Source organism: Mucilaginibacter sp. SMC90 (assembly GCF_022811725.1).
In the GTDB taxonomy this organism is placed as follows: Bacteria; Bacteroidota; Bacteroidia; order Sphingobacteriales; family Sphingobacteriaceae; genus Mucilaginibacter.
Genome location: NZ_CP094527.1, coordinates 996,494 through 1,014,584, shown reverse-complemented (window position 1 = coordinate 1,014,584; position 18,091 = coordinate 996,494). Strand labels below are relative to the sequence as shown.

Here is an 18,091-nt window from a genome sequence, read left to right as displayed (position 1 = left end):
AACATCCCAAATCCGCAATCATTCCTGTGGCCTAAACTCCCCCTCACTCTTCGCTATCACAATTGTTGCCACACCATTACCTATCACATTGGTTATAGCCCGTGCTTCCGACATAAACCTGTCAACACCTATTAATATCGCCAAACCTTCAACCGGGATAATTTTAATGGCAGTGAGCGTACTGGTAAGCACAATAAAACCACTGCCTGTAACGCCCGCCGCTCCTTTTGAGGTGATCATCAATATACCGATAATAGTTAGCTCCTGCCCCAGCGAAAGCGGAATATTAAACACCTGCGCCAAGAATATCACGCACATGGAAAGATAGATCGTGGTGCCATCCAAATTAAAGGAATAGCCTGTAGGGATCACTAAACCTACTACCGATTTGGAACAGCCAAACTTTTCCATCTTCTCCATCATGGCCGGCAATGCCGATTCGGACGATGAGGTACCCAGCACAATCAATATCTCCTGCCTGATATACTTCAGGTACTCCCAAAGACTGAATTTGAACAGCCTGCAAATGATGTTCAATACCACAAATATGAACAGGAACATAGTCAGGTAAACCGAGCCCATGAGCAGGGCCAGCGGCTTTAATGTTTGGATGCCATATTTGCTCACCGTAAAAGCCATACCGGCAAACGCCCCTATCGGCGCAACCTTCATCACTATCTTCATGATGTTAAAAAACACTTTCGAAAGCTTATCAAACAGCACGATAACAGCTTCACCGCTTTTACCCATCCGGCTCAATCCAAAACCAAACAGTATGGCAAAAAACAGGATCTGCAAAATATCGCCTTCGGCAAAAGCTTTAAACACATTTGATGGAACAATATGAGCAATGAAATCGCCCCAGTGCATTTCGGCCGCGGCTTTCTCGTAAACGGCCAGCTTAGTAGTGTCCATTTTTGCGGCATGGTTTTCAAAGCCGGCACCAGGCTTAATGATATTGGCCACAGTAACGCCAATGATAAGCGCAAATGTGGTAACGATCTCAAAATACAGTAAAGCCTTACCGCCTACCCTGCCCACCTTTTTCATATCGCTCATGCCGGCAATGCCCAGCACAATAGTTAAAAATATGATAGGTGCAATCAGCATGGTGATCAGGCTGATGAATGTTTTGCTGATGAGCTCGGCAGTGGGGGCAAATCCTTTAACGTATAAGCCTGCCACTACCCCAAGGGCAATAGCAATAAGTACCTGGAAAGTTAGGTTTGATAAGAGGCGTTTCATGGTTTTGATAGATGCCCTTAATCAGACCATCGCCGTCTAATTTAAAAACCATGAAAAGCGTGGGACAGTGCGATTCCCCCCTTGAGAGAGGGTTGTGTTTCTGCTTTGCTAAGTTAATCGCATAAACACACCCCTGCTATCGCTCCTTTCCTGCGCGCCCCCTCTCAAAAGGGGACCTATTTCATGTTTAAATTGATGGCTATGCTCTAAAAAGAACAAAGCTTTTGTCCACAATATAGTAAGTTATTATGGACGCACAAAAAAGCCCCGTACCGGAAACCGGCACAGGGCATGATTTGTTGATTGAAAGATTGTGATTAGGCCGGTGTTGATGTACCGGTTATCAGGTCAATTAAAAATATCTTGTTAAGGAAAGTCAATTTAGCTTTATGGTTACCCAGGAAAACAATGGTACCGCTGTAATCCCAGCCACCGCCGTTTGTTTTGCCTTCCGAACGGAAAGTAGCAGTACCGCTGGTGATATCAAAGTTATCATCGCCGTGTACGTAAAGGTTAGCAAACACATAAGTGTTGTGCACCCTGCTAAAAGTTTTATATTTAGTATACTCGTTATCGATGTAGGCTTTCATTGGGCCGTCAATTGAAAAGTTGGAGTTATTGGTATTAAGGCCCCTAACTTTATACTTCTGCACAATGTTGTAAACAAATGAATAACCCGGACCACTGCCCACAGTGTTTAACGAATCAACCGAATCATAACCAACAGTTTTATTGCCATCGCACACAAAGTAGTATTTAGTACCGCCAGTTTTGGTTGCTTTCAGGGTATCGCCCTGGTTAAACACAACGTTCAGGCTGGTATCAACATAAAAACCGCAGCTGTAAGTGCTTTGTACTTTAAGCTTTGATGATGTAGCATTAGTTGATGGGGTAACACCGTCGTTAACGCTGGCGCCGCCAAATGAACCCGCTAATGATTTTGCAAGGTTATCTGCAATTGCAGAGCTTGCTACATTATCGCTTACTTTTGTAGTTGATGAATCGGATTTTGAATTGACCCCTGTTTTTGTACAGGCCGAGTAAAGAACAGCTACACCTGCTAATAAAGGTAATATACTGCGTAGATTTAGTTTCATAAACGTGGTTATCAGATTAAAGTTTAGATCTCTTTTTATGATACTTGGCAACAAGCATACCACTGGTGAAATAATTCGCAAAAAAAAACCTGATCTGTGATTTTGATAGATTTTTTTATTTCAAATAAACACATTCATCAATTTATATTCCTGATAGGAATACAAAACAAGATATCTCCACCGCAGACTTTCCCCATTTCGAGAAATATTTGTAGAAAATATTCCCCGGCACAAAACGTTGATTATTAAAAATTCAAAACGTAAAAAGCCCTGCGTCCGGGTTATGGAGCAGGGCTTTTTTAAAAAAAATTCGGACTAATTTACCTCGCCGGTCATCAAATCGGCAGTATAAGCAGTGCCATCAATAGTGATCTTAGCTTTGTGACCACCTAAAAACATAATTGTTCCTTTATAGTTCCAGGTGTTTTTTCCGATACTTCCTTTACTCGAAAAAGTAGCTCCTCCGCTTAAAATAAAATCCGGATCCTTTGTTGGGTCAACTACAATTGATTTAAAATTATAATTAAAAGTACCCTCAACGTTTGGCTGGTCTGCGGTAGGTTTAGTGTAACCAACTTTAGCATAATAGTTTACAGGGCCATCAAATGAATATTTAGCATGTTCAACACCCGGATTAAGGCTTCTTAAAGTCAGGTTTTCGCCCATCTTTAAAATCATTGAAAAATCGCCGCCTACCATGGTCATGTTTAAGCTATCATTAGCCGTAACGCCCGAAGGTATGCCATTGGTACAGGTAAGCTCATACTTAACCTTAGCCCAAATATCAAGTTTGGAAGTATCGCTTTGATCTAAATTTAACGATATCGTAGTATCTTTTTTAGCGCCGCACTCCGGTTTAGGATCAACTGATTGAACTTTGATTTTACCTTTTTTGTTCAGCGAAAGATCGGTTGGCATACTTAAACCATTCTTAAAATCAAACCCTCCGTTTTCGGGGTTAAAAATACCAACAAGGCTTTGTGCTATCTGTACGCTCGCATCTTTTTTACTTACCGTACTTTTATTAGGTGCCATATCAAGTTTATGGCAAGAGGTGTAAATGGCAGCAATGCCGGTAAGCAGCAATGCTATAATTTTGTAATTGTGTTTCATGTTTAGGATTTTAAATCGCCCGCAAATTTAACTTGTTATCAAATAATTAAAGAAGTTTTGAAGTTTTTAACGGTAGATGGTTATAATGTTATTCGTGTCCATTTGTACGGGCCAGGCATGCAAAAGGTTAGCCAAGATTAAAAGCTCCTATTGACTTTGTTATAGTGGCGGGTGTTGAGAAAACTTAGATTATGCTATTTTCCTTCTTGGGAGCAACGCTGTCAACTTAAGGAACTAAAAGCGGGGCAAGTGCAATTCCCCTCTTGAAAGAAGGGCGTGTTTACACATCTTGTCAATGAATATCCATAAATAAAACCGAATGTCGTTTCAACGAACCTGTTTGAAAATGTGCGGGCGTGGTTAGGAGAAACTATCTCTTGAGCGATAGCGAAAAATCTTTTACATCAATCCCTATAACTATGCATATAAAAGCAGCGTGCAGAAGTTTTCTGCTCACCTGCGGCGCACAAATTTCACCCCTGGTTTGTCGAAATAATATCTTTTTTAGTTACAAATTTAAAAAGAGCCGTATACACAGTAGCTTTCAATAAAGGATTTTAAAATTGCACCTTTTGTATACAATTCCCTAACTAATCCACTAATAACTACTAAACTAATAGGGAAATGCTTAATTTCGCAACCTCATACGCGTAAAAAATCAAATGGACTACCAATTTAAAGAGATAGAGCAAAAATGGCAACAGTTTTGGGCCCAAAACCAAACCTTTAAAGCCGAAGATAAAAGCAGTAAACCCAAGTATTATGTGCTGGATATGTTCCCTTACCCATCAGGGGCCGGTCTGCACGTTGGGCACCCGCTGGGCTATATCGCTTCTGATATTTTTGCACGCTACAAACGCCTTAAAGGTTTCAACGTGCTGCACCCGATGGGTTATGATAGCTTTGGCTTACCGGCCGAGCAATACGCTATTCAAACCGGTCAGCACCCTGCCATAACCACCGAAGATAATATTGCAACCTATCGCCGTCAGTTAGATCAGATCGGTTTTTCTTTCGACTGGAGCCGCGAGGTGCGCACCAGCTCGCCCGATTATTACAAATGGACGCAGTGGATCTTCATGCAGCTGTTTAACAGCTGGTATAATAAAGATGCCGACAAGGCCGAATCAATTGAAAAGCTTGTCGCTCATTTTGAGGCCAAAGGTTCGGCAGGCATTAATGCCGTTAGCGATGATGAAATATCAAGTTTTACTGCCGATGAATGGAAAGCGTTAAGCAACCAGGAGCAGCAGGCCGAACTATTAAAATACCGCCTTACCTACCTGCGCGAAAGCACCGTAAACTGGTGCCCGGCCCTCGGTACCGTATTGGCAAACGACGAGGTAAAAGACGGCTTCAGCGAGCGTGGCGGTTACCCTGTTGAACAAAAAAAGATGACCCAATGGAGCATGCGCATCACCGCCTATGCCGAAAGGTTGTTGCAAGGCCTTGATACTATTGACTGGCCCGAGCCTTTGAAAGAAATGCAAAGGAACTGGATAGGCAAAAGTACCGGTGCGAGCGTTAAATTCCCAATAGATAAATCAGGTCATAACGCCGCTTTGGATACCGAATTTATTGAGGTTTTCACCACTCGTGTTGACACCATTTTCGGTGTTACCTTTTTAGTAATTGCCCCTGAGCATGAACTGGTGGCTTCACTTACTACCCCCGAGCAAAAGGCAGATATCGAAGCTTACATCGCCCAAACCAAAAATAAATCAGAACTGGACAGGATGGCTGATGCCAAAACTGTATCCGGCGCTTTCACCGGCAGCTATGTGCTTAACCCATTAAACGGTCAGCAAATTCAGATCTGGATTGCTGATTACGTTTTGGCAGGATACGGAACAGGCGCGGTTATGGCTGTACCATCCGGCGATCAGCGCGATTACCTGTTTGCAAAGCATTTTAATTTGCCGATAGTACCGATCATCGATATTCAAAACATCGAAACAGAAGCCGACCCAACCAAAGAAGGTAAATACATCAACTCCGATTTTATAAATGGCCTGGCTTACAAAGAAGCAACCGCTGCTGTTGTTACCAAGCTGGAAGAGATTGGTGCGGGTAAGGCAAAAGTTAACTTCAGGATGCGTGATGCCATTTTTGGCCGTCAGCGTTACTGGGGCGAGCCGGTGCCGGTTTACTTTAAAGAAGGGTTGCCTCATTTAATTAATGAAGGCCATTTACCTTTATTACTACCCGAAATTGATAAATATCTCCCAACTGAAACCGGCGAACCACCATTAGGCCGTGCCGAGGATTGGAAATACGAAGGCGGTTTGGCTTATGAGCTAAGCACCATGCCGGGCTGGGCCGGTTCAAGCTGGTACTGGTATCGTTATATGGATGCACAAAACGATAAAGAATTTGCATCCCGCGAGGCTATTGAATACTGGAAAGACGTTGACTTGTACATCGGCGGCAGCGAGCATGCTACCGGGCACTTATTGTACAGCCGTTTCTGGAACAAGTTTTTGAAAGATCTTGACCTGGTAGTTGAGGAAGAGCCATTCAAAAAGCTGATCAACCAGGGTATGATCCAGGGCCGCAGTAATTTTGTTTACAGGCTGATTGATGAGGAAGGCCGTGGCACCAACACCTATGTATCGCACGGGTTGATCAAAGAACATAAAACTACGCCGATACATGTTGATGTTAATATTGTTGAAAACGAAGTACTAAACATTGCGAAGTTTAAACAATGGCGACCTGAATTTGCCGACGCCGAATTTATTCTCGAGGGCGGCAAATACATTTGTGGCGTTGAGGTTGAAAAAATGTCAAAAAGGTACTACAATGTTGTTAACCCTGATGATATAGCAACCCGTTTCGGTGCCGATACCCTGCGCATGTACGAAATGTTCTTAGGCCCGCTGGAGCAGAGCAAGCCATGGAATACCAATGGTATCGAAGGTGTATTCAAATTTCTGCGTAAATTCTGGAGGTTGTTCCATAATGATGCCTGGGAATTTGGTGTAAGTGATGCCGCTCCGTCAAAAGCCGAATTGAAATCGCTGCACAAGATCATTAAAAAGGTTGAGGAAGATATCGAACGTTTCTCGTTTAACACTTCAGTTTCCAGCTTTATGATCGCTGTGAATGAGTTAACAGATCTGAAATGTAATAACCGCGCTATATTGCAGGATATGGTGATCATCCTTTCATCATACGCACCGCATATTTGCGAGGAGCTATGGTCGTTACTGGGCAATGCCGATGGTACTTTATCATATGCACCATTCCCTAAATTTAACGCCGAGTATTTGGTGGAGGATGAGTTTGCTTACCCGATCTCTATCAACGGTAAAATGAAAATGAACCTGAGCATCTCCTTAAGTCTTGATGTAAAAGAAATAGAAGCTGCTGTTTTGGCCAGCCCCGATGTACAAAAATACCTCGACGGCAAAGCCCCTAAAAAGGTGATCGTGGTAAAAGGCCGGATTGTGAATATGGTGGTTTAGCCCCCTCCGCCCCCTGAAGAGGGTACTTTTGAATAGCCTAAATAATTAAGGGTTTTGCGACGCAAAACCCTTAATTATTTATACCCGTTTATCGCTACCGCAAGCGTCCTCGCTTGTGGGTATCATGCTAAGTTATGCACCGGGCTGAGCTTCAGTTCGACTTAAACGCGGGCCACAAGCGAGGACGCTTGCGGCAGCAAGAGGAACTGTTCATGACCGTTCAGCAGGGCGTATAAGATTTCATCGCTACCGCAAGCGTCCTCGCTTGTGGGTATCATGCTAAGTTATGCACCGGGTTGAGCTTCAGTTCAACTTAAACGCGGGCCACAAGCGAGGACGCTTGCGGCAGCAAGAGACTTTTGAATAGCATATCATTTGCCCTTCATTGCTTTGCAATGAAAGGTTTTTTTGTTAAATCTCAAATAAAAATGTCATTTCGAAACAAGGAACGAGTGAGAAATCTTGTAAGCCAGGATAAACCACCATGCTTACCGGATTTGCATGGCGTACAAGATTTCTCTTTCGCCTCGACGCACATGTCCATCTCTGCCCTGTCTAAAATGACAAGCTGTTTATTTATTGTTTTACAAACCCAATTCCTTCTTTACCTTCCCCGGTAACTTATCAGCAATAAGCCTGTACGATTGCCTGATGTAATGCTCCCATTCTTTTTGGCCTAAACTACTGATATCACGTGCCAGCACCCATTTGTACCGGGCAATGTAAGGCTGTGGTTCCAGGCCTTCCTTGGAGATGATCTCTTCAAAATTCTCGGCAGGTACTTTGAACGAGGCTGAAGGCGGCACACCGTCAGGGTAGGTAAACAGGAATGATTTGCCACCAACATTAAAGCACAGGTGTTCGCCCAGTTTAATATCTTCGGTTACACCAGGGAGCTTGTGGCAAATGGATTGAAGGGTTTCGATGGTCATGGTCATCTTCTATAAATACCGTAGAGATGCATAACTGCGTCTCCCGAATGCAAGGTAATTAACTGTTTACGGTCTTGCATAATCGGAGACGCAATTATGCGTCTATACATAAAAATTTATCGCTTCTTCTTTGGCAATTTTATCAAACCGGATTTATACAGGTCAAGAGCCTCGTTCAAAATAAAACGAATGGTATCAATGGGCAGGTCTTCCATCGGGTTAAAAACCATGATCTTGATACGTGCACGATCTTCATAAGTAAGATCGGGATGATGCAGGTGTTTCCCTTCAACCATTCCTAAAAACGGCCATTGCTTTTTGGTATGCACCCACAGGTAGCAAAACATTTTGCCTTTATAGTAAAAAAATGGCATGTTATATTTCCACTCGGCGGTGATATCCGGATCTTGTGTCAGGATAATATCCCGCAGGGCAAGAAGACAGCTTTTGTTGGGCTCTTCTTTGGTGAGATAGAAATAGTCGATTGGAGTGAGCTGCATTTCAAATTATAAGATTTTTTAAAATGGCGGTTCATCATTGTCATCCAATAATACAGGAACCTTTGAATTAACGAACTCACGAGCATATATCTTCAAGGTATCATGAGATTCCAAAATAAGTTTTTCCTTATAAAACTCCTCTACATCATCGGCATCAAACCATCGACTGCCTAACAAATTATTATTAAACATTTTTTCAAATACATAATGATTTAAGGTTTCATATTTTAATTCTCGTTTATCCAATTTGATTTGCTTATCGCTATAAACTAAAGATTTACAAACTGGTATTAGCAATCCACTTGACACCATTTTGCTGTTTTTTATTTGCAATTTATCTGTCGGTCTTAAAAAAGCACAGCAATAAGGCATCCTATAATTAAAGTCTTCCGATATTGGGGGATCGCAAAATTCACAGTCGCATAAAGTAGTCTTTAATTTGAGCAGTTGGGGCTTCAAATTTTCATGCTGCGAGAAATATAGTATTCCACTATTATCCCATGTTTTATATTGAAGAAAAACAAATCTTACTTTATTATTTATTAAATCATACTGCTCATAAATCAAGTCGGCACCTGTTATATGCTCCTCTCTGTCTGGATGTAATAAACGTAATCTGAGAAATCTGTCTTTTTGTAGCACATAATCTACATACTTATAATCCGACATTATTTTTTCCCCAAACACTGTTGAATGATCAAGTTGAGCAAAATCTCGAATTAGAATTGCGTTTTCTGTTAAATGTCTTGGTTTTAAATTTTCGATTGCACTATATAACTGCGCAATTCGCCTATTTATGTGCTTTACATCCTGTAATTTCGCTTCAGCATCAGATTTTAAGGTTTTAAGACGATCAATTTCTTTTTCGATGAGATCTTCTGGCTCAATCTTTTTTCCACTGATCTCACTCTGAAGTTTTGCTTCCTCTCTATATAATTTTACTATATCATTGTCGTTTTTTTCTGTTAATATTCGGTCGAAATCCCTGTATAATTCAGGATCTAAGTCATAGATCAACCGTAAAGATTGCTCATAAGTAGCAGGCTGCTGTTGTTTCTTAGCCAGATTTATAGTATCTCTTATGCCGACTACAGTTTGAAATGCTATATCTCTCTTTTTGTCCTCATCAAGACCGTCATCGTAAAAGAAAAACATATGAATTGTGATAGTTTATGTTAAAATATTGATTAGCAATTATTAAATGTAAATAATAAATTTAATAATCACTAACCTATAATAGAAAATAAGCTAACCAACATCTACTACATTTTGACATTCCCCTACCCAACCTTCCCCCTCAAAATCCTTATCTTTGCGGCAACATAAATTACCCATCTATGCTTAAAGGATTTTTTAATGTTCCGGCACCGGTAAATGAACCCGTTTTAAATTACGGCCCGCGGAGTTTGGAGCGTGTGGCGCTTAAGGCAGCTTTAGAAGCCGGTCGTGCCCAACAATTAGATATACCTATGTACATTGGCGGCAAAGAAGTACGTACCGGCACCAAGCTGGAAATTCGTCCGCCGCATGATCATAAACATTTACTCGCTACTTTCAGCGAAGGCGATGCAAGCCATGTTACTGCTGCTATTGATGCTGCCCTTGCAGCCAAGGCCGACTGGGAAAACCTGGCATGGGAACAACGCGCTGCCATATTCCTGAAAGCTGCCGAACTGATAGCCGGACCATACCGTGCCGAGATCAATGCAGCAACTATGCTTGGCCAATCGAAAAATGCTTACCAGGCCGAAATTGATTCGGCATGTGAGCTGATCGATTTTCTGCGTTTTAACGTAGAATACATGACCGAGATCTACAAACAACAGCCACCTGTATCAGGCAAAGGCGTTTGGAACCGGGTAGAACAACGCCCGTTGGAAGGTTTCGTGTTTGCATTAACGCCTTTCAACTTTACTGCTATTGCCGGTAACCTACCTGCATCAGCAGCCATGATGGGCAACGTGGTGGTTTGGAAACCTGCTTACCCGCAGATCTATGCTGCTAATGTGATCATGAAGATCTTTAAAGAAGCCGGCGTACCTGATGGCGTTATCAACCTCATTTATGTTGATGGCCCTGTTGCAGGCGAGGTGATCTTTAACCACCCTGATTTTGCCGGGATCCACTTTACCGGATCGACCAAGGTATTCCAGAACATTTGGCAAACAATTGGTACCAATATTCACAAATACAAAACCTACCCACGCATTGTAGGCGAAACCGGTGGTAAAGACTTTGTGCTTGCCCATCCAAGTGCTAATGCCGACGTGGTAAGTACGGCCCTTGTTCGCGGCGCGTTTGAATACCAGGGCCAAAAATGTTCGGCTGCTTCAAGGGCTTATATCCCGGCCTCATTATGGCCTGCGGTTAAAGCAAACATGCAGCGCGACATCACCTCATTTAAAATTGGCCCGGTAGAGGATTTTGAGAATTTTGTTAACGCTGTTATCACCGAAGCATCATTTGATAAACTGGCCAAATACATTGATGCAGCCAAAGCTGACGAAGGTGTTGAAATTGTTGCAGGTGGCGGCTATGACAAAACCCAGGGCTGGTTCATTGAGCCAACTGTATTGAAAGTTGAAGACCCGTATTACGTAACCATGTGCGAGGAGCTTTTTGGCCCGGTACTTACTATTTACGTTTACGAAGACGATAAATTTGATGAAATCCTTGACATTGTAGATAAAACATCCATCTACGCGCTTACAGGCTCAATCATTTCGCAAGACAGGTATGCTATTGAGAAAGCTACCACCCGTTTACGCAACGCGGCAGGTAACTTCTATATTAATGACAAGCCGACAGGTGCAGTAGTTGGTCAGCAGCCATTTGGCGGTGCCAGGGGATCAGGCACTAACGATAAAGCGGGATCAATGATCAACCTGTTACGTTGGGTATCACCACGCACCATCAAAGAAACCTTTGATCCACCAAAAGATTACAGGTATCCGTTTTTGGCGAAGGAAGTTTAGAAGAGAGTCAAGAAGTCAGGATTCAGGAAGCAAGAAGTCAAAATTAAAGAAGCAAGAATGAGCTTCTTTAAATAGATGACCTCAAATAAAAACGTCATTGCGAAGCACGAAGCAATCCCCGACCTACAGAGCCGATCTGTATTAGTTTGGGATTGCTTCGTACCTCGCAATGACGTTTTGTGTATATTCTCCTTTATTTAATCTTTTTCTCTTGAATCTTGACTTCTTGATTCTTAATTCTTGAATCTTGCTGTGTTGCTTCTCTTCTTATTTAAACTTAAACACAGCATCCATCTTTTCGTTGCTGGATGTGCTTACCTTCATATCGCTGATAGCGCCGGTGCTTAAACTGTAAACCCAGCCATGAACAGAAAGCTCCTGCCCATTTGTCCAGGCGTTTTGCACAATGGATGTTTTGCAAAGATTGTTCACGTTTTCAATCACATTTAATTCAACCAGGCGGTTGCTGCGCTCAGTTTCGTCGGTTATGGCGTCAAGCTCATCGGCATGTAAACGGTAAACGTCTTTAATGTGACGCAGCCAGTTATCAATAAGGCCGAACTGGTTATTACCCATCGCGGCGTTAACACCACCACAGCCGTAATGGCCGGTTACTATTACATGCTTTACTTTAAGTACATTAACGGCGTAGTCAAGCACGCTCAGCATGTTCATGTCCGAGTGGATAACCATGTTGGCAATGTTGCGGTGCACAAAGATCTCGCCGGGGGCAGTATTGGTGATCTGATTGGCAGGTACGCGGCTATCGGCACAGCCAATCCATAGTACCGGTGGTTTTTGACCGTTTGCCAGCTTATCAAAGTATTCTGGATCTTCGGCTAAAGCGCCTTCAATAAACTTTTTGTTTCCTTCCAGTAAACCTTCATAGGTTATGTGACTGGTGTCATGAATTTGAGAACTCATAATTTTTTAAGATTGATGTTTTAAGATGCGGTTTGGCGTTTGCCCGGTGCAAACATACGGCTTAGTTTATGCAATGCAAGCGGCGAAATGTCGTAATACATTATAGTGAGCAAAATAAGGGGGATAAAGTAAAAAATGGCAAACTCATACAGGTTAAAGAAATAACCGCCGGCCAATCCTCCAAATAAATAAAATCCAAGTACCGTACACCTGATCAATATTTTATTACCTGCTGCTTCTGTATTTTTTGTGCGCGGGTGAAACCATTCGGCCACCTCACTGCCCAGGTCAGTAAATAAGCCCGTTAAGTGACTTGATTTGATGAGTCCCCCAGAGATATTGGATACCAGGCTGTTCTGTAAACCCATCGAAAACAAAATAGCACTGATCACAATTTCCCGCTCCAGTTGTGTTTCCTTGTAAAAGTTATGCCCGTAAATGGCAACTATCAATAAAATAACAGCCTCAACTATCATTGGGGTAGAATTGGCCTTCCACCGGCTTTTATCTTCAAACGAGCGAATAATAAAACTGGATACAAATGCCCCCGCAAAAAACATCATCAGCCAAACTACAAAAATGATCATCTGGTGGTAATTCTGTTCAACAATATGCTTGGCAAGGTTTGCCACATGCCCGGTTATATTGGATGTAAAAACAAGAAAAGCCAGCATTCCTGCCACATTGGTAACCCCGGCCACAAACGCGGTCGACGAAGCCAGCATCAGGTTTTCTTTTAGGGTACGTTGATCTTTTACAGCTTTAAGCATAAATATTTCGCGGCAGAGGTTTCTGCTAAAATTACAAAAAACTTAACCGCGTTTATGCCGGCTTGTTTGATGCAACGGATAATAATTTAAACAGCCTGGGAATACTTTTTTCAATTCCCCTCTTGAGAGAGGGCGCGGGAGCAAAGAGCGAGAGCAGGGAGGGGTTTCGCCCGCTATTCAATAACTGAATTGCTAAACATACCCTCCACCCTTCTCAAGGGAGTAAAAGACAATTCCCTCCCTTGGGAGGGGTGCGTTAGGATTGCGCGCTGGCAGGGAGGGGTTTATACGCCTTTATAACGACAAGGCATCTCGCTGAAACCCCTCCCTACACCCTCCCAAGGGAGGGAATCGCACAGCCCTCCACACCTTAAACTCCTCTATTGTCTTTTTATGGGCTATAAAGGAGAATCGCGCAAACCCCGCTTTTTAAACCCTCTCCAGGAGGATTTGGCACAAAAAAATCCCGGCCACTTCCTGAAAGCCGGGATCAACTTAACAATCAAACCTCCCTTCGCCCCTTACAGCGTCGGAAGCCCTAATTAAATAATATTAGTGCGCAGCTACCGCTTCAACATTAAACTCATATACATAGCCTAAGTTGTGAGGGCTGCTGCTGGTCACTTTAAGGTCTTTAACCAAACCACTGGCCAGGTCAATTACCCAACCATGTACTTCAAGGTCGTGGCGCTCCTTCCAGGCATTTTGAATGATAGTGGTTTTGCATAGGTTGTAAACCTGCTCAGTAACGTTCAGTTCAACCAAACGTTTAACGCGCTCTGCCTCGTCGGTAATAGCGTCAAGCTCTTTGGCGTGCAAACGGTAAACATCTTTAATATGGCGCAGCCAGTTATCAATTAAACCGAATTGTTTGTTGCTCATAGCAGCGGCAACGCCGCCACAACCGTAATGACCGGCTACGATAACATGTTTTACTTTAAGCACATTTACTGCGTAGTCAAGCACGCTCAGCATGTTCATATCCGAGTGGGCGCATACATTGGCAATATTGCGATGTACAAATACTTCGCCCGGTTTAGTACCAGTTACCTCATTAGCAGGCACGCGGCTGTCTGAACAGCCTATCCAAAGTACTTCGGGGCTTTGACCTTTAGCAAGGTTGGTAAAAAACTCGCTGTCTTCGGCCAGTTTACGCTCAACCCAGGCGGCGTTGTTTTTAATTAAAGTGTTATAGCTATCTGATTGAGCCAGTTTAATGTTGTTTGTATTTATTACGGCTTTGCCGTTGGTATTCTCTTGTGTTGACATTGTCTTTTAAATTTAGTTGGGGTTATAAACCAGTTCTTTTAAAGGAGGTACATCGTACTTATCCTTTACATCGCTCAGTTGCACTATAATGCCTTTTGTATAAGCATTGTGCTTGTAATTGTGGATGATCTCCAGCACATCCGGATCAATATATCTCGAATTTGATCCGTCAATCACCACTTCGGCACCTTGTGGCAAGCTGGTAAGCGTTACCTGTATGGCAGCCTTGTTCAGGAAGGATACTTCCTCGGCCAGTTTGATTCTGATAACTTTTTTATTGCCGTTTTTTTCAAAATGATAGAAATAAGGATTACGCAGATTGGTACGCAGAATATAAAAGATCCCTACCATCATGCCTATGCCCACACCAATAAGCAAGTCGGTCATTACAACGGCTACAATGGTAACAACGAAAGGGATAAACTGGCTCAAGCCAAGGTGCCACATATGTTTAAAAAGGCTTATACGAGCCAGTTTATACCCAGTCATCAGCAGGATCGCTGCCAAACACGACAGCGGGATATGGTTAATTAAGGACGGTATGACCAGCAACGCAATCAATAAAAATATACCATGTATAATAGCGCTCATTTTGGTACGCGCACCGGCATTTACGTTTGCCGATGAACGCACAATAACCGCGGTCATGGGCAGGCCGCCAAGCATACCGCTTACTATGTTGCCCGCACCTTGAGCAAGTAGTTCGCGGTTGGTTGGCGATATGCGTTTAATAGGGTCAATTTTATCCACAGCTTCAAGGCTCAGCAAGGTTTCCAGACTGGCCACAATGGCTATAGTGGCAGCCGTTATCCAAACCTGCTTGTTACCTATCTGGCTAAAATCCGCAGATTTAAACAGCGCAAAAAACTCAGCGCTGCTATTCACCAGCGGAATACGTACAAACTGCTTATCAAGCAAGGCAAAGCTTGTTCCGGAAAACGCGAGGCTTAGCCCGATACCGGCCAAAACTACCAGCAATGGTGCCGGTACAATGGCCAGTTTTTTAAACTTAGGCCAGTAGATCATAAAAGCCAGGGAGACTATACTTATGATCACTGCGCCATAGTTTATACGGGCAAACGCCCGCGTTATACCTGAAAAAGTATTATGATCGTCAATCTGCCTAAAACCTTCGTCGCCTTCAAAATCAGCGTCATAGCCAACTGCGTGCGGAAACTGTTTCATGATCAAAATGATCCCGATGGCCGCCAGCATTCCTTCAATAACTGATGATGGAAAATAATTGGCAATGGTACCGGCTTTAACTATGCCCAAAATGATCTGGAAAATACCGGCAAGTACCAGGGCTAACAAAAATGTTTCGTAGGCACCTAATGATGTGATACCATTAAGTACAATTACTGTTAAACCAGCCGCAGGGCCAGCCACACTTAATTGCGAGCCGCTAAGCGTACCCACTACTATCCCGCCAATAATGCCCGTTAACACACCTGCAAAAAGTGGTGCGCCCGATGCCAGCGCTATACCTAAACATAGCGGCAAAGCCACCAGGAATACTACAATACTTGAAGGAATGTCCCTTTTTAAGTTTTTGGACAAAAAATATTTTTTCAGGTTGAGATTGCCCATAGCAGCCTCACCTTGCTTGATTTGCATAAGAATGAAAGATTGAGTAAAATTTTAAAATGAATTAAAAAGCATTGCTATCCGGATAGGGAAGTATCCGGTTAAATTCATTTTAAACGTTGGGCGGCGGGGTAGGGACTACAGGATGGTACACCTGTTTGTATAAAGCATTTTCCTGGTTGTGGAGAACCTTGCTTTCTGTAATGAAGGTGATGAAGCTAATGGTGTGCAGATCATACTCATCAAAGGTTTTCTTTTCCTTCATGAGGTCCTTTTCAGGGCTTTCTTTTTCAGCTTTGCTTTCCTGCTCCAATTGAAGGATCACCGCGCTAACCGTTTTGTTATCAAGATATGAAAACAGGGGAGCAAGCGAAATGCCCATCTTTATTACAAAGACGGTCATGAACAGCGCCACTACCCATATTTTATTATTCCTGATCTTCATCAACACAAATATATAAAAATCCGTTATTAAAATATCAGAATAAGTAAGCAAAAGCTTTTCTTACAATATAATTACTATTTTTAAGCAATTACTAACAACCTGAATTGTGGATAAAAAGCTTGATCTGTTAAGGCTTAAACGTCAAGAAGCCATGCAGGGCGGAGGCCCTGTACGTATTGAAAGTCAGCATAAAAAAGGAAAATTAACGGCACGTGAGCGTTTACATTTTTTATTGGATGAAGGTTCCTTTCAGGAGATCGGGATGCTGGTTACCCATCGCTCCATTGATTTTGGCATGGAGAAAGAAAAATATCCCGGCGATGGTGTTGTTACAGGTTACGGCACTATAAACGGCCGGCTCACCTATGTATTTTCACAGGATTTTACCGTTTTTGGCGGCTCACTGTCCGAAACTCACGCCGAAAAGATCTGCAAGATCATGGATCTTGCCCTTAAAAACGGTGCTCCCCTTATTGGCCTGAACGATTCGGGCGGCGCACGCATCCAGGAAGGGGTGGTATCCCTTGGCGGCTATGCCGATATCTTTTACCGCAATACCATGGCATCCGGCGTTATTCCGCAAATATCGGCCATTATGGGGCCATGTGCAGGCGGCGCTGTTTATTCTCCCGCCATTACCGATTTTATTTTAATGGTTGAACATACCTCGTACATGTTTGTTACCGGGCCCAATGTGGTAAAAACGGTTACTCATGAAGTGGTAACCTCCGAAGAGCTCGGTGGCGCTAATACCCATGCCAGCAAATCGGGTGTTACGCATTTTGCCTGTGCCAATGAAATAGCAGCTATTCAGCATATCAAAAGCCTGCTGAGCTATATGCCTCAAAACTGTGAGGATAAAGCCCCTCCTCTTCCCTATGAAAGCGGCGATGAGCTGCGGCCCGAACTTAACACGCTTTTACCTTCAGTTGCTTCTACTCCTTATGATATCCGCGAGATCATTGATCACATCATTGATAAAGATTCATTTTTAGAGGTTCATAAAGATTTTGCCGAAAACATTGTGGTTGGCTTTGCACGCCTGGCAGGCCGGAGCATTGGCATAGTAGCCAATCAGCCTGCTTTTTTGGCTGGTGTACTGGATATCAATTCATCAACCAAGGCCGCCCGTTTTGTGCGTTTTTGCGATTGCTTCAACATCCCGCTGCTGGTATTTGAAGATGTGCCCGGCTTTTTGCCCGGTACCGACCAGGAATGGAATGCCATTATCACCAACGGCGCTAAACTGCTGTATGCTTTTTGCGAAGCCACTGTGCCGCGGATAACGGTGATCACCCGCAAGGCTTACGGCGGCGCATATGATGTAATGAATTCCAAACACATCGGTGCCGATATGAATTTTGCCTGGCCTTCGGCCGAAATTGCAGTGATGGGTGCCAAAGGCGCTGCCGAGATCATTTTTAAACGCGAGATCAGCAAAGCTGAAGATCATGAGGCCAAATGGCTGGAGATGGAACAGCTATATTCGGATACTTTTGCCAACCCCTACCGCGCTGCCGAACGGGGCTTTATTGATGAGGTAATTGAACCCGCCGAAACACGCATTAAACTGATTGCCGCATTTAAAATGCTGGAAAATAAAGTAGTGAACAACCCAAGGAAAAAGCACGGGAATATTCCGCTTTAATTTGGGATTTCGGATGTTCGATTTCGGATTTGTTTTTTTTATTCCATTGTAGGTGAAAGGCTAAAAGTAAAAGGCGAAAGGTTTACAACCCCATTTTTACGGGCGCAAGTATTGTGCGG

General features: G+C 43.1%; 14 protein-coding genes. 3 read left to right on the top strand and 11 right to left on the bottom strand.

Annotated features, from left to right (window positions below; genetic code table 11):
* Positions 1-18: 18 nt before the first annotated feature.
* The 3 genes from dctA to MTO98_RS04595 all read right to left on the bottom strand — a co-directional run bounded on the left by dctA (position 19) and on the right by MTO98_RS04595 (position 3,455).
* Positions 19-1,245, bottom strand: coding sequence for a C4-dicarboxylate transporter DctA (gene dctA / locus MTO98_RS04605; RefSeq protein ID WP_243485436.1), 1,227 nt, complete (start codon positions 1,243-1,245; stop codon positions 19-21).
* A 317-nt stretch (positions 1,246-1,562) separates the two neighbouring features.
* Positions 1,563-2,342: a hypothetical protein gene (locus MTO98_RS04600; RefSeq protein WP_243485434.1), complete on the bottom strand. Its 780-nt coding sequence runs from the start codon at positions 2,340-2,342 to the stop codon at positions 1,563-1,565.
* Between the two features lie 315 nt (positions 2,343-2,657).
* A complete protein-coding gene (locus MTO98_RS04595; protein WP_091216080.1) occupies positions 2,658-3,455 on the bottom strand; it encodes a hypothetical protein in 798 nt (265 codons plus the stop codon).
* 662 nt (positions 3,456-4,117) lie between these two features.
* On the opposite strand from MTO98_RS04595, the gene leuS reads away from it, so the two are divergent.
* Positions 4,118-6,922, top strand: coding sequence for a leucine--tRNA ligase (gene leuS / locus MTO98_RS04590; protein WP_243485432.1), 2,805 nt, complete (start codon positions 4,118-4,120; stop codon positions 6,920-6,922).
* 584 nt (positions 6,923-7,506) lie between these two features.
* On the opposite strand, the gene MTO98_RS04585 is transcribed toward leuS, so the two are convergent.
* The 3 genes from MTO98_RS04585 to MTO98_RS04575 all read right to left on the bottom strand — a co-directional run bounded on the left by MTO98_RS04585 (position 7,507) and on the right by MTO98_RS04575 (position 9,509).
* On the bottom strand, positions 7,507-7,854 hold the full coding sequence (locus tag MTO98_RS04585; RefSeq protein WP_243485431.1) for an MmcQ/YjbR family DNA-binding protein: 348 nt from the start codon (positions 7,852-7,854) through the stop codon (positions 7,507-7,509).
* A 116-nt stretch (positions 7,855-7,970) separates the two neighbouring features.
* Complete coding sequence (locus MTO98_RS04580) at positions 7,971-8,354, bottom strand: DUF1801 domain-containing protein (protein ID WP_243485430.1); 384 nt, start codon at positions 8,352-8,354, stop codon at positions 7,971-7,973.
* Positions 8,355-8,372: 18 nt separating this feature from the next.
* Positions 8,373-9,509 carry a hypothetical protein gene (locus tag MTO98_RS04575; RefSeq protein WP_243485428.1) on the bottom strand — a complete coding sequence of 379 codons (1,137 nt, stop codon included), beginning with the start codon at positions 9,507-9,509 and terminating at the stop codon, positions 8,373-8,375.
* Positions 9,510-9,691: 182 nt separating this feature from the next.
* Here MTO98_RS04575 and pruA point away from each other — a divergent pair, with 182 nt between their 5' ends.
* A complete protein-coding gene (pruA, locus tag MTO98_RS04570; RefSeq protein WP_243485427.1) occupies positions 9,692-11,329 on the top strand; it encodes an L-glutamate gamma-semialdehyde dehydrogenase in 1,638 nt (545 codons plus the stop codon).
* A 267-nt stretch (positions 11,330-11,596) separates the two neighbouring features.
* Here the strand turns inward: pruA and can (MTO98_RS04565) are convergent, their stop codons facing one another.
* The 5 genes from can (MTO98_RS04565) to MTO98_RS04545 form a co-directional block, all read right to left on the bottom strand.
* Positions 11,597-12,253 (bottom strand): carbonate dehydratase, encoded by a 657-nt coding sequence (can, locus tag MTO98_RS04565; protein WP_243485425.1) that lies wholly within the window; start codon positions 12,251-12,253, stop codon positions 11,597-11,599.
* A 20-nt stretch (positions 12,254-12,273) separates the two neighbouring features.
* Positions 12,274-13,023 (bottom strand): YoaK family protein, encoded by a 750-nt coding sequence (locus MTO98_RS04560; RefSeq protein ID WP_243485424.1) that lies wholly within the window; start codon positions 13,021-13,023, stop codon positions 12,274-12,276.
* 552 nt (positions 13,024-13,575) lie between these two features.
* Positions 13,576-14,292: a carbonate dehydratase gene (gene can, locus MTO98_RS04555; protein WP_243485423.1), complete on the bottom strand. Its 717-nt coding sequence runs from the start codon at positions 14,290-14,292 to the stop codon at positions 13,576-13,578.
* 12 nt (positions 14,293-14,304) lie between these two features.
* Complete coding sequence (locus MTO98_RS04550; protein WP_371825404.1) at positions 14,305-15,909, bottom strand: SulP family inorganic anion transporter; 1,605 nt, start codon at positions 15,907-15,909, stop codon at positions 14,305-14,307.
* Between the two features lie 82 nt (positions 15,910-15,991).
* On the bottom strand, positions 15,992-16,324 hold the full coding sequence (locus MTO98_RS04545) for a hypothetical protein (protein WP_243485422.1): 333 nt from the start codon (positions 16,322-16,324) through the stop codon (positions 15,992-15,994).
* Positions 16,325-16,475: 151 nt separating this feature from the next.
* Between MTO98_RS04545 and MTO98_RS04540 the strand changes: the two genes are divergently transcribed.
* Positions 16,476-17,972 (top strand): acyl-CoA carboxylase subunit beta, encoded by a 1,497-nt coding sequence (locus tag MTO98_RS04540; protein WP_371825423.1) that lies wholly within the window; start codon positions 16,476-16,478, stop codon positions 17,970-17,972.
* Positions 17,973-18,091: the final 119 nt, after the last annotated feature.